The 23,726-nt window shown below is 56.8% G+C and carries 20 protein-coding genes and 1 tRNA gene; 12 read left to right on the forward strand and 9 right to left on the reverse strand.

All coding sequences use genetic code 11. The annotated features are described in order from the left end of the window. The 5 genes from scpB (at nt 1) to F4V54_RS02240 (ending at nt 4,666) form a co-directional block, all read left to right on the forward strand. Nucleotides 1–564, forward strand: a complete 564-nt coding sequence (gene scpB, locus F4V54_RS02220; protein ID WP_249041203.1) for an SMC-Scp complex subunit ScpB — start codon at nt 1–3, stop codon at nt 562–564. 11 nt (nt 565–575) lie between these two features. Continuing rightward, the gene (locus F4V54_RS02225; RefSeq protein ID WP_034662876.1) at nt 576–1,616 is read left to right on the forward strand and encodes a pseudouridine synthase; all 1,041 of its coding nucleotides are present in this window, start codon (nt 576–578) and stop codon (nt 1,614–1,616) included. Then, complete coding sequence (gene cmk / locus F4V54_RS02230; protein ID WP_034662873.1) at nt 1,617–2,321, forward strand: (d)CMP kinase; 705 nt, start codon at nt 1,617–1,619, stop codon at nt 2,319–2,321. It abuts the gene before it with no gap. Next, the gene (gene der, locus F4V54_RS02235) at nt 2,321–3,922 is read left to right on the forward strand and encodes a ribosome biogenesis GTPase Der (RefSeq protein WP_102723348.1); all 1,602 of its coding nucleotides are present in this window, start codon (nt 2,321–2,323) and stop codon (nt 3,920–3,922) included. Before cmk ends, der begins: the two co-directional genes overlap by 1 nt. 93 nt (nt 3,923–4,015) lie before the next feature. Then, nucleotides 4,016–4,666 carry a CE1 family esterase gene (locus F4V54_RS02240; protein ID WP_170253091.1) on the forward strand — a complete coding sequence of 217 codons (651 nt, stop codon included), beginning with the start codon at nt 4,016–4,018 and terminating at the stop codon, nt 4,664–4,666. On the opposite strand, the gene F4V54_RS02245 is transcribed toward F4V54_RS02240, so the two are convergent. Next, nucleotides 4,663–5,454, reverse strand: a complete 792-nt coding sequence (locus F4V54_RS02245; RefSeq protein WP_102723346.1) for a class I SAM-dependent methyltransferase — start codon at nt 5,452–5,454, stop codon at nt 4,663–4,665. The genes F4V54_RS02240 and F4V54_RS02245 overlap by 4 nt on opposite strands. A gap of 67 nt (nt 5,455–5,521) precedes the next feature. On the opposite strand from F4V54_RS02245, the gene F4V54_RS02250 reads away from it, so the two are divergent. Next, nucleotides 5,522–6,484, forward strand: coding sequence for a CE1 family esterase (locus F4V54_RS02250; RefSeq protein ID WP_102723345.1), 963 nt, complete (start codon nt 5,522–5,524; stop codon nt 6,482–6,484). 24 nt (nt 6,485–6,508) lie between these two features. On the opposite strand, the gene F4V54_RS02255 is transcribed toward F4V54_RS02250, so the two are convergent. Continuing rightward, nucleotides 6,509–8,704, reverse strand: coding sequence for a hypothetical protein (locus F4V54_RS02255; RefSeq protein ID WP_150386095.1), 2,196 nt, complete (start codon nt 8,702–8,704; stop codon nt 6,509–6,511). A 179-nt stretch (nt 8,705–8,883) separates the two neighbouring features. Continuing rightward, complete coding sequence (locus tag F4V54_RS02260; protein WP_150386096.1) at nt 8,884–10,527, reverse strand: cation:proton antiporter family protein; 1,644 nt, start codon at nt 10,525–10,527, stop codon at nt 8,884–8,886. 107 nt (nt 10,528–10,634) lie between these two features. Here F4V54_RS02260 and F4V54_RS02265 point away from each other — a divergent pair, with 107 nt between their 5' ends. Next, entirely contained in the window at nt 10,635–12,005 is a 1,371-nt protein-coding gene (locus F4V54_RS02265) for an MFS transporter (RefSeq protein WP_052093121.1), read from the forward strand. A 96-nt stretch (nt 12,006–12,101) separates the two neighbouring features. On the opposite strand, the gene F4V54_RS02270 is transcribed toward F4V54_RS02265, so the two are convergent. After that, nucleotides 12,102–12,175, reverse strand: a tRNA-Pro gene (locus F4V54_RS02270). 107 nt (nt 12,176–12,282) lie between these two features. On the opposite strand from F4V54_RS02270, the gene secA2 reads away from it, so the two are divergent. The 5 genes from secA2 to F4V54_RS02295 all read left to right on the forward strand — a co-directional run bounded on the left by secA2 (nt 12,283) and on the right by F4V54_RS02295 (nt 17,396). Then, nucleotides 12,283–14,580, forward strand: a complete 2,298-nt coding sequence (secA2, locus tag F4V54_RS02275; RefSeq protein WP_150386097.1) for an accessory Sec system translocase SecA2 — start codon at nt 12,283–12,285, stop codon at nt 14,578–14,580. Between the two features lie 181 nt (nt 14,581–14,761). Then, a complete protein-coding gene (gene odhI / locus F4V54_RS02280) occupies nt 14,762–15,190 on the forward strand; it encodes an oxoglutarate dehydrogenase inhibitor Odhl (RefSeq protein WP_150386098.1) in 429 nt (142 codons plus the stop codon). Nucleotides 15,191–15,267: 77 nt separating this feature from the next. After that, complete coding sequence (gene ftsR / locus F4V54_RS02285; protein ID WP_084576802.1) at nt 15,268–16,005, forward strand: transcriptional regulator FtsR; 738 nt, start codon at nt 15,268–15,270, stop codon at nt 16,003–16,005. 7 nt (nt 16,006–16,012) lie between these two features. Then, entirely contained in the window at nt 16,013–16,579 is a 567-nt protein-coding gene (locus F4V54_RS02290; RefSeq protein ID WP_150386099.1) for a bifunctional nuclease family protein, read from the forward strand. A gap of 232 nt (nt 16,580–16,811) precedes the next feature. Beyond that, nucleotides 16,812–17,396, forward strand: coding sequence for a MerR family transcriptional regulator (locus F4V54_RS02295; protein ID WP_052093120.1), 585 nt, complete (start codon nt 16,812–16,814; stop codon nt 17,394–17,396). A gap of 158 nt (nt 17,397–17,554) precedes the next feature. Here F4V54_RS02295 and F4V54_RS02300 read toward each other — a convergent pair whose 3' ends face one another. Genes F4V54_RS02300 through F4V54_RS02320 form a run of 5 tightly spaced genes read right to left on the reverse strand, consistent with a single transcriptional unit; the run spans nt 17,555 to nt 23,692 of the window. Next, nucleotides 17,555–18,991, reverse strand: a complete 1,437-nt coding sequence (locus F4V54_RS02300) for a vWA domain-containing protein (RefSeq protein ID WP_150386100.1) — start codon at nt 18,989–18,991, stop codon at nt 17,555–17,557. Nucleotides 18,992–19,024: 33 nt separating this feature from the next. Continuing rightward, entirely contained in the window at nt 19,025–19,900 is an 876-nt protein-coding gene (locus F4V54_RS02305; RefSeq protein WP_150386101.1) for a 3-methyladenine DNA glycosylase, read from the reverse strand. Continuing rightward, the gene (locus F4V54_RS02310; RefSeq protein ID WP_150386102.1) at nt 19,900–20,961 is read right to left on the reverse strand and encodes a hemolysin family protein; all 1,062 of its coding nucleotides are present in this window, start codon (nt 20,959–20,961) and stop codon (nt 19,900–19,902) included. Before F4V54_RS02310 ends, F4V54_RS02305 begins: the two co-directional genes overlap by 1 nt. Then, nucleotides 20,958–22,340, reverse strand: a complete 1,383-nt coding sequence (locus tag F4V54_RS02315; protein WP_150386103.1) for a hemolysin family protein — start codon at nt 22,338–22,340, stop codon at nt 20,958–20,960. Before F4V54_RS02315 ends, F4V54_RS02310 begins: the two co-directional genes overlap by 4 nt. An 11-nt stretch (nt 22,341–22,351) precedes the next feature. Beyond that, nucleotides 22,352–23,692, reverse strand: coding sequence for a DEAD/DEAH box helicase (locus F4V54_RS02320; protein WP_150386104.1), 1,341 nt, complete (start codon nt 23,690–23,692; stop codon nt 22,352–22,354). Nucleotides 23,693–23,726 lie beyond the last annotated feature (34 nt).

Genomic DNA, 23,726 nt, shown 5'->3' on the forward strand with positions numbered 1-23,726 from the left:
ATGGAGAGTTATTCAGACCAGCCCATGGTGTCGCAGCTGCGTTCACAGATTGAATCCATCCTCCTGGTGATCGATACACCCGCCACCGTTGCGGACCTGGCTGGTGCTTTACATGCCGTCCCAGCAGATATTGCCTTAGTTCTGAAAGAGTGGGCGGAAGAACTGGATCACCGCGGTTCCGGGATGGACTTGCGTGAAACCGCCGAAGGTTGGCGGCTGTACACCCGGCCAGAGAATGCAGATGCTGTAGAGGCATTCCTGGTGGATGGCACCCAAACCAGACTCAGTCGCGCCGCGATGGAGACACTGGCGGTGGTTGCGTACCGGCAACCGGTCACCCGAGCCCAAGTAGCGGGTGTCCGCGGAGTGAACGTCGATGGTGTCATGCGCACGTTGACCCTGCGAGGGCTTATTGCGGAAGTGGAACCTGATGAATCGTCTGGCGCTCACCGCTACGTCACTACTGAACTGTTCTTGGAGCAATTAGGCATTGACTCTTTGGACAAGTTGCCGGACTTAGCTCCGCTGCTTCCGGAAATCGATTCCATAGAAGATGCCTGGTAGGTTCGGGGACTATGAAACCTACCGCTCGCCGAGAAGGCTCACCGGATAAGGGGCCTAATAAAGGCCACAAGAATCAACCTGAACGGGGCAAGGACCAAAAGTTCTTGCTCTCAAACGCAAAGCCCGCCAAGCACCAGAACGTTAGCTTGAGCGAGCGACGCGCGGCCGCTGGGAAATCCGCAGAAGAACCACACCCGCTCGCTGACAATTGGTGGGACCATCGTGAAGATCCCGTTGCCCCGGAGGGCAAGTCCATCGAACTGGGTGGCCCAGGTAACCAGGAGAATCACTGGGGGGCGGGCAGGAAACGTCGACAAGCAGAAGGCGTGCGCTTGCAGAAGGTCCTGGCGCAGGCCGGCGTGGCATCGCGTCGGAACTGTGAGGTGATGATCGATGAGGGCCGCGTTGAGGTCAACGGCAAGATCATTCGCCAGCAAGGCGTGCGGGTGGACCCGAACGTGGACATCATCCGCGTTGACGGTGTACGTGTGAATGTGAATGAGGAACACCAGTATTTCGCACTGAATAAGCCACGCGGGATGCACACCACGATGGAAGATGAATTCGGCCGCCCGTGCGTGGGCGATGTTGTGGCAGACCGTGTTGTAGCCGGCAATCGCCTCTTCCACGTGGGGCGCCTGGATGCGGACACGGAGGGCCTGCTCATCCTCACCAACGATGGTGAATTGGCTAATCGCCTCATGCACCCGCGTTACGGCGTGTCCAAGACGTACCTGGCCACTGTGCTCGGTGAAGCGAAGCCGGCGCTGGTACGCGAGCTGAAGGACGGTATCGAGCTCGATGACGGTGTAGCCAAGGCTGACTACGCGCAGATTGTGGATACACACCAGGGACAATCGCTCATCCGCCTGGAGATTCATGAGGGCCGCAAGCACATTGTGCGCCGCATGCTCAAAACGGCCGGTTACCCAGTCCAACGTCTCGTCCGCACCAAGGTGCACACGGTGCAGCTGGGTGAGCTGAAGCCGGGCGCGATGCGCGCGCTCAATGATTCGGAGCTGACGGCCCTGTATAAGGCAGTGGAGATGTAAATGGCTAGCACTGAGAGTTTGACAAACATGCCCGATGGCGGCTTGATCCTCGCTGTCGATGGGCCTTCAGGGACCGGCAAATCAACAACGTGCCGTGCGCTGGCTAAACTGCTCAGCGCTAAGTATGTGGACACAGGAGCAATGTACCGTGTGGCCACCTTGGCTGTGCTGCGTGCTGGCGTGGATCCTGCTGATACCGCTGCGGTCATTGACGTGACCCGCAATCTTCCGCTTGAGGTTTCCGATGATCCGGATTCCACCGAGGTGATCCTCGCGGGTGAGGATGTCTCGCGTGAGATCCGTGAACGCGACGTCACGCAGAATGTTTCTGCCGTCTCAGCCATTCCGGACGTGCGCGTGAACCTCGTGGAATTGCAACGCAAGCTCGCACGCGATGCGCATCGCGCCATCGTGGAGGGCCGCGATATCGGCACCGTTGTACTTGTAGACGCCCCGGCGAAGGCCTACCTCACCGCCTCACCGGAGGTCCGTGCGCAGCGCCGCTACGACCAAGATGTCGCTGCAGGCCGGGAAGTCGATTTTGACACGGTGCTCGCGGACGTCATTCGTCGCGATGAGCTGGATTCCTCACGTGAGACAAGTCCACTGCGTCCTGCTGAGGACGCGGAGATCATTGATACTTCCCAGATGAGCAAGGATGAAGTCCTGGCTACCCTTATCGCGTTGATTGAAAGGAGTGCATGATGGCTGACCAGCGCAGTAACAACGAGTATTCAGATGATGCGCCCACACAGTTCCAGTACACCGAGTTCAACCCCGCGGATTATGAGGGTGAGGAATACTTCATCTCCGAGTACGGGGAGGAAGCTGAGCAGCTTTTCGACGACTCGGGGTTCGGCCCCGCTGATTACGGCGACGATGCTGGTGCAGCCGAACTGCATGACGATATGTCGGAGGAAGACTGGGCCGAGGTCGAGGCAGCCTTCGGCATCCAGCGTATCAACGCCGATGGGCACCTGGAGGAAGCGCTGCCCACGGTTGCGATTGTCGGTCGCCCAAACGTGGGTAAATCTTCATTGGTGAACCGTTTCTTGGGCCGTCGTGAGGCCGTGGTGGAGGACCACCCTGGCGTCACCCGTGACCGCGTTAGCTACCTGGCGGACTGGGCAGGCCGTCGCTTTTGGGTGCAGGACACCGGTGGATGGGACCCGGATGCGAAAGGCATTCACGCGTCCATCGCCCACCAGTCTGAAGCAGCAATGCACGATGCGGACATCATCCTCATGGTTGTGGACTCCCACGTTGGTGTGACGGAATCTGATGCCGCGATGGCGCGTAACCTGCAGCGCTCCGAAGTACCGATCATCCTGGTGGCTAACAAGTTTGAGTCCGAGTCCCAGTGGGCGGATGTCGCGGAGTTCTACTCCCTTGGCCTGGGTGACCCGTGGCCTGTCTCAGCATTGCATGGCCGTGGTGGTGCGGATGTTCTGGATGAGATCATTCGCCTCTTCCCAGAGGTGCCCAAGTCCGCCAACTCAATCACCGAGGGCCCGCGCCGCGTGACGCTGGTGGGTAAGCCGAACGTGGGCAAGTCCTCGCTGCTGAACAAGCTGTCCAAGTCCGATCGTGCTGTTGTGGATAATGTCGCTGGCACGACTGTTGACCCGGTGGATGAGCTCATCCAGCTGGACCAAAAGCTATGGCGCTTCATTGACACGGCCGGCCTGCGTAAGAAGGTCAAGAACGCGACTGGACACGAGTATTACGCCTCTTTGCGTACACGTGGCACGATCGATGCGGCTGAAGTATGCGTCGTGCTTATCGACGCATCGCAGGAGATCACCGAACAAGACCAACGCGTCATCTCCATGGTGTTAGATGCGGGCAAGGCCATGGTCATTGCTTTCAACAAATGGGACCTCATGGATGAGGACCGCAGGTATTACTTTGACCGTGAGTTCGACATGCAGCTAAGCCAGTTGCCCTGGGTGTCCAAAATCAATATCTCCGCCGAAACCGGGCGTGGCCTTCACCGCCTGGAGCAGGAGATGATCACGGCTCTAGAGAACTGGGATCGCCGTATCTCCACTGGTCAGCTGAACAACTGGCTGCGTGAAGCGATTGCTGCCAACCCACCGCCGATGAAAAACAACCGCCTTCCTAAGGTGCTTTTTGCCACGATGGTGGGTACTCGTCCGCCAACCATTGTTCTCTTCACCACAGGTTTCTTGGATGGTGGCTACCGCCGTTACTTGGAGCGTAAGTTCCGTGAACAATTTGGCTACCACGGCACTCCCGTCCGTTTCGCAGTGCGCGTGCGTGAACGCAACCCGAAGCGACGCTAAGAGCTACTGACCGTGCCACACCCTCGCAGAGCCCGCACCGTTACCGTTGACTCACCCAATGGCGGACCACTCGAGTTTTGCTATCACTGCTCTGTGCCACAGATAGAAGAAGGCGAGTTATTGCCACTCATCGTGGGAATCCACGGCAGGGGAGATAACGGCTACGACTTCCTCGTTGGCACCAACCTTGGCGTGGCCAACGCCGTGGTGGTCACCCCCACGGGCCGGGGTCTGGCATGGAGTCCTGCACCTTATGCCATCACCACAGTTGAACAAGACACCGCACTGATTGAAGCGATCATCGCTGACATCAGTACGGCCTATCCGATTGATCCGCATCGCGTGTACCTCGCCGGATTTTCCAATGGTGGGGGACTCGTTGCCGTTCTAGCTACGAACAATCCAGAAAAGTACGCCGGAGCCGCTACCGTTGCTGGCGCCATCCGGACGACACCGGGTGAACTGACAGCGGGCGCTCCCATCGACTACCTGAACATTCACGGCACATGGGATGACGTTGTGCCGTATGCCGGTGAGAATCGCGGTGGCGGGGGAGTGATCCAACCAGCGCGGGACGTTACGGCTGCCTTTGCGCAACGCAACGGTGATGCGGCACGGACCGTACACATTCCCGTCGAAGGCATGGGGCATGAATGGCCGGCAGGTATCTGGGCACCCAGCAGGGGTATAGACGTGACTGAGACTATTCTCGATTTCTTCAGTGTCTCGTGGGATACGGACTAGACACGCTCATACACAAACGCGTCTGTGCGATAGGGCAGAGGAATCACATCATCATCTTCAAACCCCAGGCGTTCATAGAGATACCACTGCAGATTCGACTCCACTTTTGATCGTGTCGTTTCTGATGCACGCAACCAGTAAGACCGCGTCTTCGCCAACGCGATTAAATCCGTGATGGTCGCCTCCTGGTACCAACGCAAGCGGAGTTCCTCGGCCAGAATCCACGGGGGGTGCACCTCTGGGTAGAAGCCTTCTCGGTGTACATCTCCGGAATGGGAAATGCGTGAATACCGCAGTACCCACGGGTGGGAAACATCCAGTGTGTTCCAACACAACATGAGTTTGCCTCCTGGCACCACAACGCGGTCAGCCTCAGCGCTTGCTGCACGTGTATCCACCCAATGCCAGGTCTGCGCACTAACGTACGCGTCCACGGAGTGGTCTTTCACTGCAGTTGCCTCAGCCGTGGCGCGCCAGGTGAACACCTCTGGGTGGCGCTGCTTCAACACGGCGAGCATGTCGGCGGACGGGTCCACGGCAAACACCGTCCGTTCAGCACTGAGTAAATCAGCCGAGAGTTTACCCGTCCCGGCACCAACATCAATGACGGTGTGTGCGGAATCGATGAGGTTGGTGACGGCGGATGGGTATGAGGGCCGGACGTCATCATAAAGCGATGCCCCTGATTGAAACGCATCCGCCGTGCGCGCGCGTAACGCTGCGTCGCTGAAGCCCGGCGCATTCTTCTTGCTTGGAATGAAGCGACGTGACTCCGGGCGGAAACTCATGGGGAGGAATGTACCTGGTGCCGGGGCATGGAGCGAACTTTTGGGTGAGTAGCGTAGGTTAGATTGAGTGAAAAACGCCCATCTGAAAACCGCTTTCCGCCCAGCAGTAGCTGCTGCTGTGGTGCTGTTGAGCAGCTTTCATACGGGCGCATGTGGCTTGCTGCCGGCTACACAGACGGTTGAAGACAAGGTGGTGGAAGTCTTCAGCGAACCTCCGGCATACCGCCCCTTGGCTAACGGCCCCACCACGACACATCGTCGCACAATGCAGATTGGTGGGCATGAACGCGAGTATCTCGTCTCCACACCGACGGACGTTTACGCGCTCGAAGGGTTGCCGCTCATCTTGGTGTTCCACGGCTACCGCATGACCATGGATCAGATGCGTGCCACCACGGATTTTGATTCCGCCCACGCCGTTGTGGTGTATATGCAGGGTGTAGATACCGCCTGGGCTCCCGCGCCCTATGCAACGACAACGGGGGAGGAGGACCTGGCATTTTTCGACGCCGTGCGCGAGCAAATGTTGCGTGATTTCCCGGTTAATCCCTCGCGCGTGTTTGCCGCCGGTCACTCCAACGGCGGTGGTTTTGTGGCGTACGCGGCATGCCATCGCCCACACCATCTCACCGGAATAGCTTCAGTGTCTGCCGCCTATTACGAGACGGTTTTTGAGGGCTGTGCGCCGATACCCATGAAACAGATTGATTTCCACGGCACAGATGACCCTGTCATCGACTATGAGGGCGGCTGGCGGTACCACACCCGCTATGAGCCAATACCGCGTGTACTTGCTGAAGCAGAAAAACGGAACCACTGCGATGCTCAACCCATCTCTGCCCCCTTTGAGCGCCCAGGACAAAAACTCACCTGGCAACACTGCGATGCGCCACTGGAGCACTACCGCCTCGAGGGCAGCAGACACGTGTGGCCCGGCGGTCTTATCGACATCGGGCCGGGCGCACTAACAAGCAAGAACTTTGCTACAAAGACGATACTCGACTTCTTCCGCATCCCCCGGCGCAATTAAACACCGGGGGATGAAAACCGAGAATTACTCCGTTTCAGATGACCCATTTCCCTTGTTAGAGGACAGTTCCTCCGTGGCGGCCTTACTCAAAGACTTCTCACCGCACACACCTGGGATCAGAGCCAAAGTGAGCAGGGTTAGTCCACCGAAGGCAGCCGCAATCGCCTGACGGTTGTCGTCGACAGCCTTTGCCAAATGCGGGTTCCAGATACCCATCTGCTTCTGGGTCTCTGCAATGAACTGGTCGATGGCAACGTTCTTCGATCCGCCGACAAGTTGCGACACAAGCGCAACTGCAGGAAGCAGGAACAGCAGCGTCCCACCAACGGTGCCGATGCAGCGACCCAACCCCGAATTCAAGCGACCTTCCAGCTCACTGAGCCTGTCGTTCAGATCCTTATTGGTGTTCTCAAGGTCCGTGATGGCTTTGTCAGCGTCCTTGATGCGATCCTCGAGCTCCTTATTCTTGTCCTGCGCATCCTTGATCGCGTCTTCAGCCTCCTTGATGGCATCCTCCGCGTCCTTGATGCGACCATCGAGCTCTTTATTCTTGTCCTCAAGCTCCTTGTTCTTGCCCTTGAGGTCCTCCGCTTCCTTTTCAGCGTCTTCAAGGCGCTTATTCAGGTCGTCGATGACATCTCGGACGGGCTTTTCTTCACCTTGGTACTCAACAGTGCAGTCGCAGCCGCTTTGTTCAACCCACGTGGATGCTTCAGCCGACTCATCCGTCTCGTAGGTGACGGTGAACTTGAGCTCGCTGTCCTCCTTCGTAGGGGTGTACTTGAATGTGATCTCTTTTTCTTCACCGGGCAAGAAGGAGATCTTCTCGTCTTCGGCCACAACGTTGCCGGCTGCATCCGTCACCTTCGGGTGGGTAATACGCGCGTTACCACCCAAACCGAGCTTCATGGTTAACTCGATTTCCTCGCCAGGCTTAGCCTTGTATGGGTTGTCCTTCGTCCACTCTTTTCCGTTAATGAGGACCTTTGCTGTTGGCTCACGAGTGGCATCGACGGATCCATCAATGCCACTGACCTTTGCTGCAGAGTTCGCTGATGCAAACCCAGCTGAGGTACCTATCTGCGGGTCAAAATCAGTTGGCGCCAAGCGGTAGTTCGTTGACTTGGCTGCAGGTACGAGGCCAATCTTCTTGATATCGTAGCTCACCCGGGCATCCTGCGGAATATTCGAAACCGTCACGCGGAATCCACCGTCTACGGGAGTTACATCAAGCTTAACCGCATCCTTCTGCTCCTGAGTGAGTGGCGGTTGACCAGAACCAGTGATCAACGTGACCCCGGTGATCTTCGGTTCCCAGGAATCCTTATCGGTCATCTTCCACGGTTCGTCGCCATTGTTACCGTCGTTCTTGGGAACGTAAGTCACCGCAGCGGTGCCACTCGGAGGGTTGACGGGAGTAATCGCGTGCATTCCAAGATGCACGTCAAAGCCATTGGGATCAACAAAAGCATCGGTCCAGGATTGGTACTTTTTGTCGTTCTCATTCTGGCCACTGACAATTTGCTTGTATGTGACGCTGAACCCGAATGGAGTTGTATCGGCGGAGCTCACGGTGCCGTCAGTCAGTCGCGTCCAGTACTTCACTGGCTGGTCCTCAAGGACACGGGAACTACCAGTCGGGCCTGACTCTAAACCATCACCAGTACCGTAGAAGGACCCGTGTACGGAAATGGGGACACTGACTGGGACGATGCCCGATACGTCGTCGGCGTTATCCAAGCCCGTGATGGAAATGCCGTTAGCAATTTTGCCGGCGCCGAACCGAGCATTCGTGTTCTTAACTTGAAGGACTTTATTCGAACTTCCGGGAATGCCAAACGTCGCGTCTGCAGTGCCCACGGAGACACCACCGCCAGAGTGTTCTTCTTTAGCAGCACCGAAGAAGACCTCGATTGTGGAACCCTTGGACACCTTTGCCATATCGACATTCAAACGGATCTTCCAGCCCGCCTGCAGTTCAACATTGCCGTTAGCCAATGCGTCATAATCCGCGGTGATCTTGTTGCCGTCCTTGTCAAAGATGCCTTCAACTACGACCGCATCAGCCGGGATATTTGTATTGCTCTGAGCAATAGCCGCCGGCGCACCAAGCGGAGACGCGGTGTCAAGCACCTGGACACCAGAGACAGCGAGGCCAGCGGCAACCGCGATGGACATGACACGGTTGAAGCGGAACGTTGTATCGCGGGGGATACGCATATATGAACTCCTAGCGTTGGGGACCACAAAGGGAAGTGGTAGTGGATCTAGCTGTTCACTGGGCCTGACCCCCGTGGTCAGCATGTAACATCCACGGTTTTGCCAGCACAGTTCCAGCCAGATATAAGATTCCAGTGCAACATAATAGTGGAACTGGTAACTACTGGCATAGCTGGTGGCTAATTGGGGGTAGTTGACGCGGAATTGTCTGTCGGCGGCCCAGCAGATTCGGCACGCAATTGACTCCGCCTGTTCTCAATAAAGGTGCGCTCCGCCAAGGACTCGCCAGCACCATCCTGAAGATGCACAACTACATTAAGGCCAAGGGCTTCGAGGTCTTCGACATCTTCGCGGTACATAGCAACGGAACTGATCGTGCATTCATCCGTATTGATATTCGAGGCGCGGATCTCCTTCACGGTGTCCACGTTCGCGTGTTGTGAAGGCATAGCCAGCATGATCATGTCGATCTGGTGACTGTCTTTGACGCGCTCCCAGAAATCAATATCCGTCGCATCGCCTTCAACAACGTTGTAGCCACGTTCCTGGAGGTGTCGCACACGTGCCGGGTCATGCTCAACACCAAGGACCTTTGCGCCGTACACCTCACTTAGTTCGGTGTAGCAGGCTAAACCGAGTCGGCCGACACCGAGGACGAGCGCGTGGGCGTCGCCAAGTTCGATAGGACGATCCTCTGGGTGCGTCTTGTGCGGCGGACGCGTGGGCAAACGCTTAGCCAAATGGGCAGCACGGGAAACACTTTGTGGGTTAAGAATTGCGGAGATAACAAAACTCATCGATACCGCGAGCACAAGGGAAAGCAGCCAACGTTGGTCGAGCCAGCCATCCTCAACACCGAGTGTCGCAATGATGAGTGCGAACTCGGAGTAGTTCGCTAATAGGAGCGCAGTAAGCACCGAAGTACGGTTACGCAAGCCGAGAAGCCACAAAATTGCCCAGTAGGCGACGGCTTGGAACGGTAGCAACAGGAGCAGCAAGCCAGCATCGATAACGTTTTCCCACGTAGGCAACCCGAGGAAGCCAATGTTGACAAAGAAGCCGACCAGCAACAGCTCCTTCAGGGTGAACAGCGAATGGCTCAGTTGTTCCGCGCCAGGGGAGCGGGAGAGGACAACACCCATGATTAGGGCACCGAGGCTTCCGGAGAGACCGACCAATTCGAAGAGCGCGTAGCCGGGGAGCAGCGCCATGACGATGCCAAAAAGTGCACCGAGTTCGCCGTGGCCAAGTTTGTACCAACGACGCGTTGTCAATGCGAGCAACGGAACGATGGGGATAAGGAGCAGGGCAGCTAAGTGTGGCGGCTGGCCGCGGAGCACACTCATGAAGGCAACAGCAAGGATGTCCTGCATGATCAGCACGCCGATGCAGATATTGCCGTACAGTGCTTGCTCATCACCGCGGTCCTGCAGGATCTTGATCACCACAATGGTGCTTGAGAAGCTCAACACAAGGGCAATATCAACTGCCACCTCAAAAGTGGTGGGGCCAAATGCGCCAAGAGCCCCGAGGCCGGTAATGAAGCCGGCACCGACCACCGTCATGAGAAGCACGTGACTGGTTGCTGTAAGCCACATCGCCTTATCTGTCAGTGCCTTCAGATCCAGGCGCAGACCAATGGCAAAAAGCATGAGGGTTACACCGATATCGGCGAAAAGATCAAGCGCCGCAACATGCTCAACACCCATCGCGTTGAGCGCAAAACCAGCAGCGAGGAATCCAATGAGCGGTGGCAGACGCACTGCCCACGCGATGAGACCGCAGCCAAAAACGACTGCGAGGTACGTGAGTAACAGATCCACGGATAGAAGTGTGTCTCACCGGCAGGTTTTTCCGGAGCATGAAACTCGGACTACCCCAAAAGGGGAGGAACGACCCGCCCGTACGCAGGGTGATAGCAAGGTCTAGCATGAGACGCGTGAAAAAACAGCGTCAAACTCGCGAACAAGAGACACCACGGAGCCAAACCTCAGACTCCACACCAAAGAACCCGCGTGAGCAGCTGACTGCTCGCGCGCTTGTCGTGTGGGTGGCGGCTTTGCTGACGTACGTCGTCGCCATCGTCGGCCGTACCTCCCTCGGTGTTGCAGGCGTGGAGGCTCTTGATCGCTTCCACATCAATGCTTCGCAGTTGGCAGTGTTTACCGCTGTTCAGGTCGGTGTCTATGCACTGGCGCAGATCCCTACCGGCATCATCATTGACCGCATTGGCCCCAAGAAGACAATGGTCGCAGGCGCGCTCATCATGGCCATCGGCCAAGTGATCATCGCTTTCACAACCTCGTACCCACTCGCCGTCGCCGCACGTGTGTTCATCGGTGCGGGCGATGCCACAGCTTTCTTGGGAGCAATGCGCCTGTTGCCGTTGTGGTTCCCGTTGCGTCTGACTCCGCTGTTTACGCAGCTCACCGCCGGCCTAGGGCAGCTGGGGCAGTTCATCTCCGCCGTGCCCTTTCTTGCCATCCTGCATGCCGCCGGGTGGGTTCCTGCGTTCCTATCCATCAGTACAGCGGGCCTCATCATCGCTATCGTGGGCGTCGTCGCACTTGCCGACGCCCCCGGGGCCCGCAAAGACAAGAACGCCCACCGCAGCACCGAATCGGAGCGTCTTACTATCGGTCAAACCTTGAAAATGGTCCTGACACATCCGGTGTGCTGGCAAGGCTTCTTCACTCACTGGACCGGACTCATGCACCAGTGCATCTTTACCCTTCTCTGGGGGATGCCACTGATGACATTGGGTCTAGGACTCAGCCCCGCTCAGGCGAGTGCCGTGCTGGTGATCAACACCGCCGCTGTGATTTTCGCCGGCCCGCTCATGGGCATGATCTCCGCCCGTACTGGGCGCAACCGCATCAATGTTGTGGCTGTCATCGCAGTCATGGATCTTGTGGTGTGGGTTGCATTCCTGTTGCCCACCAATCCGCCTGCCTTCTGGGCAGTCATTGTGTTGAACATCTTGATGGCCGCTCTCGGCGCCAAGTCCAACTTCGGCTTCGACTCTGTCCGCGAGGAAGTTGATCGCAAGATCCTTGCAACCGGCACCGGACTGGCCAATATGGGCGGTTTCGTAGCCACCATGATCGCCGCGCCCTGTGTTGGTTTCCTCCTTGACGCCACCTCCCACGGCAGCAACTACACCTGGGAATCCTTCAGGATCGGTTGGCTCGCCGTCATCGCAGTGTGGGCTTTTGGTTTCATTGGCCTCCTCGCCGCAAAGCGTGCAACGTCCAAGTACGTCAACGGGGCTAATTACCGCGTCATCGAATCGGACAGTTAGTTCGCTTCACTCCTGCAATACCGATCTCTGGAAACGAACTATTCTTCATCAAAGAAGAGCTTTTCAAATGGAATACAAGCCCCCGAAAAGATTTTGTCGGACTGACAGGATTTGAACCTGCGACCCCCACACCCCCAGTGTGGTGCGCTACCAAACTGCGCCACAGCCCGTTATTCGGCGTTAATTGCAAGCGTGTAGCTTGCTCGCATCGAACGTCCGATAGATTACCCCACGGGGGGTTGATAGACGTAATCGGCTGGTCACGTAAAGTTGTCCCATGAGCAAGTTTGACTGGTTCTGGAAAGCTATGGGCTCAACCGCCGAGCGCAACAACAAGAAGTCGAAAGGCATTGTGGCGCAGGCGCACGCGCTGATCGCTGGATACGAGCAGTACAGTGACGCGCAGATCGCTGAGGCGGTGCGGAGGACTGTTGTTAACGGGGAAATCCAGAAGAAGCCGGAGTTCCTGGCATTGCTCACCGTTGCCTCGACCCGCACGCTCGGTATGACCCCGTTCGAGGTGCAGAACCAGGCTGTGCTTCGCCTGCTCGAAGGCGATGTCATTCAGATGGCCACCGGTGAAGGTAAGACTCTCGTTGGTGCCATGGCTGCCACGGGTTTCGCGCTCACCGGTAAGCGAGTCCACGTCATCACGGTGAACAACTACCTCGCCGCCCGTGATGCGGAATGGATGCGGCCGCTCGTGGAGTTCTTTGGTTTGTCGGTGGCGTCGGTCACCGAGGCGTCGTCACGCGAAGATCGAGTGAGTGCGTACAGGAGTGACATTGTGTACGCGCCTGTCGCTGAGATTGGCTTTGATCATCTCCGCGACAACCAGATCACGCACCGCAGCCAGATAGTCCAGCTGCCCGCCGATGTGGCGCTCGTCGATGAAGCAGACAGTGTGCTTGTCGACGAAGCCTTGGTCCCCCTCGTCCTCGCCGGCTCAAAGCCGGGGGAGCAGGCGACCGGCCAGATCACTGAGGCTGTATCTCACCTGGTTGAAGGGAAGGATTACACCATTGATTCGGACCGCAGGAATGTCTTCCTTACCGATAATGGTGCGGCGAAGGTGGAGAAATCTCTTGGAATTGATTCGCTGTATTCCGATGAGAACATTGGCACGATCCTCGTGCGTGTCAACCTTGCTTTGCACGCAAAGGCCTTGTTGATCCGCGATGTTCATTACATCGTGCAGGACGGCAAGATCGACCTCGTGGATGCCTCGCGCGGCCGCGTCGCTGAGCTGCAGCGTTGGCCTGATGGCCTGCAAGCCGCTGTCGAAGCGAAGGAAGGCCTGGATGTTTCCGAAGGCGGACGGATCCTCGATTCCATCACACTTCAGGCACTTATGCGCCGCTACCCGCTGGTGTGTGGCATGACGGGCACTGCGGTAGAAGCCACGGATCAGCTTCACCAGTTTTATGACCTTGGCGTTTCCACGATCGAACGCGCGAAGCCATTGCAGCGTTTTGATGAGGCTGATCGGATCTACGCCACCATGGACGATAAGTTCAAAGCTCTGGTGATGGAGATCGCCTACATCCATTCCACCGGCCAGCCAGTGTTGGTGGGTACACATGATGTCGCCGAATCGGAAGCGCTCGCGGAAGCACTTGAGTCCCAGGGGATTACCGTCAACGTGCTAAACGCGAAGAACGATGAGGAAGAGGCGCGCATCGTTGCCGAGGCCGGCGATCTCGGCCGGGTAACTGTATCCACCCAAATGGCAGGTCGCGGTACAGATATTCGCTTGGGTGGTGCTGATGAGTCTGACCGTGATGCCGTTGTGAAACTCGGTGGCCTAGCTGTGATCGGCACCGCACGTCACCGCACAGCAAGACTAGACAACCAGTTGCGTGGCCGCGCTGGTCGCCAGGGCGATCCGGGACTAAGCCTGTTCTTTGTCTCCCTCGAAGATGACATTGTCACCGCAGGTGGTGCCGGTGAGCAGATCACTGCGCAGCCTGATGAGAATGGGCAGATTGATACCAAGCGAGTGCGCGATTTCATCGCTCATTGCCAGCGTGTCACCGAAGGTCAGTTGTTGGAAATTCATGCGCAGACGTGGAAATACAACCAGCTTTTGGCTGATCACCGCGCAATTATTGATGAACGCCGGAACACTCTCCTTGACACCAATCGCGCCTGGGAGGAACTAGCACAGCGCAGTCCGGAACGTGCCACCGAGCTCAAGGCCGCCGGAATCAACCAAGAAGTCCTAGAGCAAGCCGCCCGAGAGATCATGCTCTTCCACTTAGATGATGAGTGGTCGGAGCATCTGGCACACATGGATGAGGTACGCGAATCCATTCACTTGCGCGCCATTGCGCGTGAGACCCCACTGACGGAGTACCACCGCATTGCGGTACGCGAATTCAAAGACCTGGCCAATCGAGCTGTTGAGCAGGCTGTAGAGACGTTTAATAGCGTGCTTATCGACGCCGCCGGGGCCCACATGGCAGACGCCGGCTGGAAGCGCCCCAGCGCAACGTGGACGTACATGGTCTCGGACAATCCATTGTCAGGCGGTGGCAACTCCGTTATTTCGGGCATCGCCAACATATTCAGGTAGGGAAGCGGCATCGAATTAGCGTGTCGCACGTGCTTCTTTCCAGGTAAGACTGGGAAAACTCTGCGACTCAACTGGTTCTAACTCGCAGTGATCCAAGATGCCGGTATGATGATCGTGGACTAAATTTTGTACTGAAATTTGTTCGGTAAGTTTAATTCCGTCGATAGCGTCAGGAGAAGACATGAGCGAGAAAACCGGTACGCCGGAGGCACAGGTAGAAACCACTTCGGTATTCCGTGCCGATCTTCTGAAGGAGATGGAGACGGGAGCTACCGCCTCTGAGAACGTAGGCGGCGTTGAAGGCCTGCCTGAGGGCGCAGCCCTGCTCGTAGTGAAGCGTGGCCCGAATGCTGGTGCACGTTTCCTGTTGGACCAGGACACCACCACCGCCGGCCGCCACCCGGAGGCCGACATCTTCCTCGATGACGTGACTGTTTCCCGCCGTCACGCAGAGTTCCGCCGTAGCGCGGGTGAGTTCGAGGTTGTGGATGTCGGATCGCTCAACGGCACCTACGTCAACCGTGAGCCGCGTAACTCTCAGGCCCTGTCCACAGGTGATGAGATTCAGATTGGCAAGTTCCGTCTCGTATTCATCGCGGAAAACGCCTAAGCCACGTATCCGCATCCGCCACTTTAGAGGCGACTTTGTTGTACCCCTAGCCCCCCCTGCAAGGTGAATTAAACGCCGTGAGCGCAATCCGGAAGACTACCCCCGCATCGCAAGCCCCCCGCACGGGCATGAAAACCATGTCTATCGGCGTGGTGATTAAACGTTTGCGTGAGGAATTCCCGGATGTGACGGTGTCAAAGATCCGATTCTTGGAGTCAGAGGGCTTAATTTCCCCAGAGCGCACCCAATCCGGATACCGCCGTTTTACGGACGCGGATGTGGAGCGCCTGCGGTACATTCTGGTGACCCAGCGCGATAACTATCTACCGCTGAAGGTCATCCGTGAACAGCTTGAAGCCATGGACAATGGCGCAGTGGCAGCTCTTGTCCCTGGGCAGCCTGCGGAGCAGATCTACACCACAGATAGCCTTGCATCCCAGGCACCAGCACGTTTTTCTGATGACATGTTGGCGGAACAAGCCAAGTGCGAGCCTGCATTGGTTGATTCTTGCATCAAGGATGGTCTGATTAGCCCCGATTCTTCGGGCCTTTTCTCTGTCGATGATGTCCGCGTTTTATCAGCCGTTCATGGCTTGTCCCAGTTTGGTGTGGATCAGCGCCATATCAAGACATTGCGCCAAGCGGCAGTGCGCCAGGCTGATCTGATCACTAGTGTGACCCAACCTTTGGCAAAATCTGGCAAAGCCTCGGCTGCACAGGAAGCTGAGGAGATGGCACAGAACATGATGAGCCAAATTCTTGCGCTGAATACTTCTTTGGTGAAGAACGAGCTTCGCCGCTCAAACGGTAGGTAGTAGCTCTATGAGCACTATTCCTGTCAGACTTTGCGGCGTTTTTCCCATTGGACCGGAGAACTTCTTGTGCGCCGTTCTGCTTTGGGAGGAACGCCAAAGATTCCTTCCCGTCTGGCTACCACCCGTTGAGGGAGCGCAGTTGGTCGGCCGGATTGCCGAATGGGAGCCAAAGCGCCCGGATACTCACGATGTGCTGGTAGAGATCATCGAGCAATCGGCTAATGGCATTTCTGCCCTCGAGATTAGTAGCTACTACAACGGCGTGTTCATGGGGCAAATCACCATGGACAATGGCACGGAAATTGATTGTCGCCCATCTGACTTGCTCGTCATTGCTTCGATGATGGATCTTCCCATCGAGGTAGATGAGCTGGTAGTCAATCAAGCTTCTATCTGGTTATCTCCAGAAGACGCCGCTGATTACTTCGATGTCCAGCTTGACACGGACACCCAGCCGCAAGATCACCCCGAATCCGCAAGCGGAGACGCCCAGGCTGATGCTGACTTCCAGCAGCTCATGCGCGATCTTGGTGTTGAGGAAGGCGATCTCGGTTTTGATCAACCAGGGGAGTGACAATTTCCACCTACTCCGCACGAGACATGCTTCCCTGTAACCTCTGTTAACCAATGTGATTAAAGGTACGAACGATATTATTGTGATTTAAGATGACAATGGTGCAAGATTAGTCTAAACTTAAAGTAGAGGTTGAAGTTACGGCGTGTTGTTCGTCGCAGTCTTGACCGAAGCTTAAGCTTGGCATTTAATAACTAGTGCGCCCTATTTGACACTTCATGGGAGTAATTACGTGAGTACGTTTGACACCTCCGCCACCAACGGCGAGATCGAGGCCCCAGTCCAGGAGACCCTGTTTGATCTGGGTCCCTCCGATGAGGTCGGCTACCGTGTGCCTATCGCTTGCCAGGTTGCCGGCATCACGTACCGCCAGCTCGACTACTGGGCCCGCACCGACCTTGTGCGCCCCTCCATCCGTAATGCAACGGGGTCAGGCTCCCAGCGCCTGTACTCCTTCAAAGACATTCTTGTCCTCAAGATCGTGAAGGGCCTACTGGATACCGGTATCTCCCTGCAGAATATTCGCCTCGCTGTGGACAATCTGCGTGACCGTGGCGTTGGTGAGATATCCGAAATCACCCTGGTGTCTGACGGGACAACGGTCTACGAATGCCGTAGCAATGATGAGATCATCGACTTGCTCGGTGGTGGACAAGGCGTGTTCGCCATCGCTGTCCCGCAGATCGTCAAGGAACTCACCGGAACGATCTCTGCCTTCCCGTCCGAGCGCATCGGAAACGTCGAGTCCACCGAAGATTCCGGCAACGTGGTTGCTCTGGACGAGCTGGCTGATCGTCGCCGTCGCCGTAGCTCCTAGAGTCCTAAATCTTCCAGAACAAACCTGCTATCTCACTGGGATAGCAGGTTTCGTTTGGTTAGGGGGTGAGTGTACAAAGACCTCATCCATTTGTGCCTCACACACTCTCGGTGTTGGGGGGCGGCTTGCTTTCTTATCGGAGAAGCGTCCTGGAAAAGTTAGCGCACGGCAGCAGCATCGACGATAGCTTTAGGCAGTGCCTCAGCATCGGCAGCGACCGTAGCGGACTGTGCGCCAGAGTCAAGCTCCTCGTCTTGCTCGCCGCCACCTACATGGACGACAGACAGCTCAACGTTGGATGTTTCAGCTTGTTTGATGGCATCTGTAATTGGAGTGGAAGCATCAGTGGTGCCAGAGGTAATCAGAACGATGCGCACTGGGTTATCAGTGCTTGCAACTTCTTGAGCGTATGCAAGCGCTGCCAGGACAACCTCATGGGTTTGCGGGCTGCCACCATTGAGGAATCGGCTGACCACGGTGCCGATTTCGTAGCCATTATTAACCACCATCGCAAGGTTCTGGCGGTAGCCGTTGGTCACACCGGGCGTCAGGGGAGAGGAGTAGTTCCACAGGCCAACGCGGTGTCCTTTGTCAGCAAGCTTCTCCGCAGCTTGGGCAATACCGTCCTCGGCAGCAGAGGCATAGCTGACCATGCCAGAAGAAGTATCCAGAACAAAGAGGGTATCTGCGGCAGATGCTGGTGCAGTGGTCGCTGCTTCAGCTTTGTGAGTGCCGCCCCCGCCAGTCTTGATACGGCTTCCCTCAGGCAGGGCAGCAGCCCAGACTGATTCGCCAATGACCGGCAGCTTGGCTGCGCCATCGCCGGTAAAAAGCTTGCCGGTGGTATCAGCAAAGGCTTGGCCGGCACGAACTTGGTCCTCGGTGACGTTGTCGGACGTGGTCAAAGGAATGGCGGAATAGACAATATCGGCTCCCTCGACGCGGCTGAATTTGAATCCTTCCGGAACTGCGTTCTCTGCAGTGGCGATGAGTCGCGTGGAATTCAATTGGGCATCTGCCGTGGAGGCAATACGATTATCGGTTAATACGGCAACGGCCTCACCCTCGGATGGGGCCAACTTTGCGGCCACGAGGGTTGAGGCTTCCGGCTGATCGCCGGTGGGGAAATCAACCGTAGCCAAATCCACGGTCTCCGGCTTGACCTCCGTCGAACCAGCAAGTCCCGCGTGGAAGGACGCAACGGTTAACGGCTCATTCGTTGCCGCAGCACGTCCAGCGTCGTCTAACTCCGCGTGGGAGATGGAAGTATTAGGCGCAACGTACACCGCCGCGTCCTCTAGCTGGTCTACATAAACTGGGCGCACACAGTAGTCGCGGACGACGGGGTGAGTCTCCACGTAAGCGTCGATAAGCATGCGTCCCACCTTCTCCGACGACGCGGCGACTGGCAGTGAGAGATCCCCCGCGACACACGACTGCTCATCCGCACCATCGGCACTATGCTCATCGCCTGTTTTGCCACGGTTAGAAAACATATACGCAGCCAGAAGCCCAAGAATCGCAATCAACACCACGAAGGCGGTGGCCCCCTTCGACAGCGCGTAGTGATGCTTCCCCGAGGAGTGGCGTCCCATCTGGCGGTCCCTTTCGTGAAGTTAGTTTCCGCCCTAAACTTTACCGCTTGAAAGCGCGCGCTCGTAGAAGCACACGAGCTGGTGTCGCAATGGTTCAGCCCGCTCCGAAAAAGCCCGTTGCTTTGCCACGTACTCCGCTTTCCCCTCAGCCGTCTCGATGGGTACGACTCCATAGCCAAGTGGCCGGCAATCATAGGGTGAGGCTTCCATGTCCAACAGGCGTATATCCATGGCTAGCTCGAGACAGTCTAGGAGTAACGAGCCTGGGATGAGCGGGCCTGCTTTGAAAGCCCATTTGAACAAGTCCATCCCGGTGTGGAGACAGGCACACTGATCATGGGCAGGACGCGAATCATTGCTCAAAACGGTGAGGTTCAACGGCTTTGCCGGTGGGGTGAAAAAGCGATACGCATCAAAGTGCGTGCACTTAAGCGTGTGCGATTCCACCACCTCAGCTGTCCCGGCGGAGCCCAAACGTAGAGGAAGATCATGTCGCGGTTCCTTGGAACGGTACACCATCGCCCACTCATGCAGCCCGAAACAATCAAACTGCTCGCGGTTGCTCTCCATCGCAATGAGCAACTCTAACGTTTTGGACAGACTCGCTCCACGATGCGCTACAAAGCTCGAGACATCCACACAGACAGTTCCATCGCTACTGATTGAGTAATCACGCCATTGGGAATACGGGGCATCAGCTGCATCCGCCAAAGCTACGCCTACCCCTGGGTGCCAGCGATACAAATGCGTAGGGCGGACAACGTAATACTCGAAGACGAAGTCCCAGATTGGATGTTTTTCTCCCCGCGCTCGGCGCTGAAGGTTCGGCTCAATCCACTGGCGTGCGCGAGCTTCATGTGCCTCCGCGGCAGCTTCCCACTGTGCGCGGGGGAGAACAACAAACTCCACTAGTCTTCCTCGTGCGTCCAGTCCGTCACAGTGCCCACATATTCCTCGATGAGATCTTCGAGCGCAAGCACTCCAACGAGCTCGCCATTATCGCGCACCTGAGCCATGTGGGCAGAACGCCGGTGCATGGCCGTCAACGCATCGTCGAGGCTGCCCGAACCATCCACAATGCTCAGTCTGCGCACGCGGTTGTAGGGAATGACGGGGTCCGTGACACCAGATTCATCTGTGCCCAACAAATCCAGCACATCCTTGACGTGAAGGTATCCCACCAAGGCGCCACCCGCGCCCTCTACTGGGAAGCGGGAGTAACCTGTTTCGCGCACCGCGTTCTCCAGAACAGACAATGGAATACCAGCAAGCGAGTAGGGGAGCGTGACCAGTTGGTCGATCGGGATCATCACTTCTTTGAGGTTGCGCGATTCCGATTTCAGTGCATTAGCCAAACGCAGAGTTTCCTCCGCATCAAGCAAACCTTCTTCACGTGACTCCAGGATCATGGAAGCCAGCTGTTCCTGGTCCACAGTGGCATCAAGTTCATCACGTTGTTCAATGCCGAACATACGGAGCGTGAGGCGCGCGATTTCGTTCAGGCAGTAAATCAGCGGTCGTGTGACCTTCACCCACAGATCCATCGCGGGTGTGAGCCATACCGCCAGGGTTTCAGGCCCTGCGATGGCCACGTTCTTGGGCACCATCTCGCCGAAGATAATATGCAAAACGGTGATGAACAGCAGCGCGATGACGAAGGATAGTGGGTGCACCAAGTTGTCTGGCACGCCAATGAACTCAAATGGACGCTCCAGGAAGTGGGCGATGGCAGGTTCAGCGACCTTACCCAGGATCAGCGATGCGATGGTAATACCAAACTGGGCACCGGCGAGATAGAGAGAAAGATGCTCCGAAGCGTCGAGGGCTCTCTTCGCACCCGTCTTGCCTTGGGCGATCATCGATTCGAGGCGATCACGACGGGAAGATACCAGGGCGAACTCAGCGGCAACGAAGAAAGCGTTTGCCGCAAGCAAAACAACGATAAGAATTGTTGCTACACCAAGGCTCATGACTGGTACCTCGCAACCTCCGCATGGGAGATGGGGGTAAGAATCGCCTTATCCAGGCGACGCCCATCCATCTGGGTGACACGGGCAATCCAGGCGCCCGCATTGCCAGTCTCAAAATCCTCATGGACCTCCTGGTCATTCCGTGGCAGTACCACCGTGTCCCCAACCTCGGGAATGCGACCTAGTGCGAACATGATCAAACCGCCCAGCGTTTCATAAGGCCCGTCGGGGGCAAGGTAGCTGATGCGCTCACTCAATTCGTCCAGACGCACGAGCCCGGACACCTCCCACGAGGAGCCGAATCGCTGAAAATCTCGCTCTGATTCGCGGTCATCGTATTCGTCATACACCTCGCCGAGGATCTCCTCCACAACATCTTCAATAGTGACCAAACCTTGGGTCCCGCCGTACTCATCAGCAACCAGGACAACCTGAGAACCTGCGGAACGAACTTGGTTGAGCACGGCATCACCATCCAGGGTGCCCGGCACAGTGGCAATCGGCTTAGCCAGGTCTTCTACCTTGGTGGTAGCACGCAGGTCACGGTCGACTGAAAAGGCGTCCTTGATGTGAACAAGCCCGATTGTGTCATCCAGATCTCCGCGGCGGACCGGGAAGCGGGAGTGACCCGTTTCCATGGCCAGAGAAATGAGGTCACTGACTGTGTCCTCCGCATCGAGGGAATCGATGGTGGACCGCGGTGTCATCACTTCTTCCGCAGTGGTCTCACCGAACTGGAGGGAGCGATCAATCATCCGTGCGGTCTCTTTATCTAAACCTCCCGCCTGGGCAGAACTGCGCACCATCGCGCCGAGTTCAGGGCCGGAGCGTGCAGAGGCCAACTCATCAGCCGGCTCGATGCCCATCTTGCGCACGAACCAGTTGGCTGATGCGTTCATGGACCTAATAAACCAAGTGAAGACGGTGTTAAAAGCATTCACCGGTGGCACCACAAAACGTGCGGTGGCCAGGGGATTGGTGATGGCGATGTTCTTGGGCACGAGCTCACCAAAAACCATGGAGAGAATAGTGGCCACAATGAGCGCCAGTACGATAGCCACTGCGCGTGATGCAGATTCATTCAGGCCAACGAGTTGCAGTGCGGGCCCGAAGAATTGGGCCAAAACAGGTTCTGCCAAAAAACCCGTGGCCAAGGTAGTGAGGGTGATGCCTAGCTGTGCCCCAGAGAGCACGAAGGAAAGGTTCGAGTGGTCGCGTTGAACGGCCTTGGCTGTTTTATCGCCTTTTTCTTGGACATGGGCTTCAAGCACAGAGCGTTCCAAGCCCGTCATAGCGAATTCAATGGCGACGAAAAGACCAGTTGAGGCCGTGAGCAAAACAAAGCCCAATAGTGCGAGTATGGATAAGAGAATGTCCATGGGCTGGGGCGCTAAAAGGAGCGGTTGTTGCCGCGTGTGTTGCGCCCTGAACTCCTTTTCTGGCGGCGTGCGCCTGAGCGGTTAGATTGGTTGCCCCCGCGTCGACGTTTGTTGCCGCGCGCCGACCGGTGGTTGGGTGACGAGGATTGTCCTGCCTTAGCCTTCTGACCTGGTGGGGGCAGTGGGTTTCCGGTGGGCTTTCTCGCTCCCGTAATTTTAGCTAATTTTGCATCTCCTGCACTGACTTGAACCTTGGTCGCGTTTACACCAGCTTTGCGGAGTAACTGATCAACTTCTTTACGTTGGTCATCCATAACCAAGGTGGCTACTGTGCCGGAGGTTCCAGCACGCGCTGTCCGCCCAGCGCGATGAAGATACGCCTTGTGCTCCGCGGGCGGATCGATATGCACGACGAGTGAGACATCAGAAATATCAATGCCACGCGCTGCGATGTCGGTAGCCACAAGGACCGGGATGGATCCGTCCGCAAAACCTTCGATCGCACGCGTGCGGGCACCCTGTCCTTTGTCACCGTGCAGCGGAAACGCATTGATACCCACCCGACGAAGCTTCTTCACTTGCCGGTCAACACCATGTTTCGTGCGCATGAACATGACAGTTTTTCCATCACGCGCCGCAATGTAGGGCACGATGTCGTTTCGTGCCTCGCGTGTTCCCACGAGCAGCTGATAATGCTCCATCGAATCCACCGCCGCTTGCACAGGCGCGGTCGAATGAGTCACCGGGTCGTGCATGAATTGATGCACAAGCTTATCGACGTCCCCATCCAGCGTCGCAGAAAACAACAACCGTTGGCCACGCTTCGGGGTTTCAGAAAGGAGTTTCCGCACCTGGGGGAGGAAGCCCATGTCCGCCATCTGATCGGCTTCGTCGATAGCCGTAATCTCTACAGCTGAAAAGTCGAGCTTCCCTTGATTAATCAGGTCCTGGGCGCGACCTGGTGTGGCCACAAGAAGATCAACAGGAGAGGCCAGGGAACGGATGTGGTTGTTGATATTCACACCGCCAACAACTTCAATAACACGCAGACCGAGTGCTGCCGCGGGATCATCCAAACGCTGCCGGATCTGTGCCGCTAATTCGCGGGTTGGTGCAAGAATCAAGCCACGCGGCTTACACGGGCGCGATGGCGCACCAGACAGCAGACTGAGCATGGGCAGTCCAAAACTAAAGGTTTTACCGGAGCCAGTCGGCCCTCGTCCAAGAACGTCTTTGCCAGCAAGAATGTCAGGAATTGCCGCGGCCTGAATAGGAAAAGGTTCCGTGATGCCCTGTTTCTTCAGAACACTAACAATGGGGGATGGTAGTCCCAGCTGGGCAAACGTAAGCACCGGAGAAAGTCTAGTATCTCCTCCGGTGCTTACG

It is taken from the genome of Corynebacterium tuscaniense (assembly GCF_008693065.1).
GTDB classification, from domain to species: domain Bacteria; phylum Actinomycetota; class Actinomycetes; order Mycobacteriales; family Mycobacteriaceae; genus Corynebacterium; species Corynebacterium tuscaniense.

Bases quoted from the DNA above. Each gene is read 5' to 3' on its own strand.
- F4V54_RS02290 (WP_150386099.1), top strand. From the start codon at position 16,013: ATGAGCACTATTCCTGTCAGACTTTGCGGCGTTTTTCCCATTGGACCG.
- secA2 (WP_150386097.1), top strand. From the start codon at position 12,283: ATGAGCAAGTTTGACTGGTTCTGGAAAGCTATGGGCTCAACCGCCGAG.
- F4V54_RS02265 (WP_052093121.1), top strand. From the start codon at position 10,635: ATGAGACGCGTGAAAAAACAGCGTCAAACTCGCGAACAAGAGACACCA.
- F4V54_RS02315 (WP_150386103.1), bottom strand. From the start codon at position 22,340: ATGGACATTCTCTTATCCATACTCGCACTATTGGGCTTTGTTTTGCTC.
- odhI (WP_150386098.1), top strand. From the start codon at position 14,762: ATGAGCGAGAAAACCGGTACGCCGGAGGCACAGGTAGAAACCACTTCG.
- F4V54_RS02255 (WP_150386095.1), bottom strand. From the start codon at position 8,704: ATGCGTATCCCCCGCGATACAACGTTCCGCTTCAACCGTGTCATGTCC.
- der (WP_102723348.1), top strand. From the start codon at position 2,321: ATGGCTGACCAGCGCAGTAACAACGAGTATTCAGATGATGCGCCCACA.
- scpB (WP_249041203.1), top strand. From the start codon at position 1: ATGGAGAGTTATTCAGACCAGCCCATGGTGTCGCAGCTGCGTTCACAG.
- F4V54_RS02310 (WP_150386102.1), bottom strand. From the start codon at position 20,961: ATGAGCCTTGGTGTAGCAACAATTCTTATCGTTGTTTTGCTTGCGGCA.
- F4V54_RS02300 (WP_150386100.1), bottom strand. From the start codon at position 18,991: ATGGGACGCCACTCCTCGGGGAAGCATCACTACGCGCTGTCGAAGGGG.
- F4V54_RS02225 (WP_034662876.1), top strand. From the start codon at position 576: ATGAAACCTACCGCTCGCCGAGAAGGCTCACCGGATAAGGGGCCTAAT.
- cmk (WP_034662873.1), top strand. From the start codon at position 1,617: ATGGCTAGCACTGAGAGTTTGACAAACATGCCCGATGGCGGCTTGATC.
- F4V54_RS02245 (WP_102723346.1), bottom strand. From the start codon at position 5,454: ATGAGTTTCCGCCCGGAGTCACGTCGCTTCATTCCAAGCAAGAAGAAT.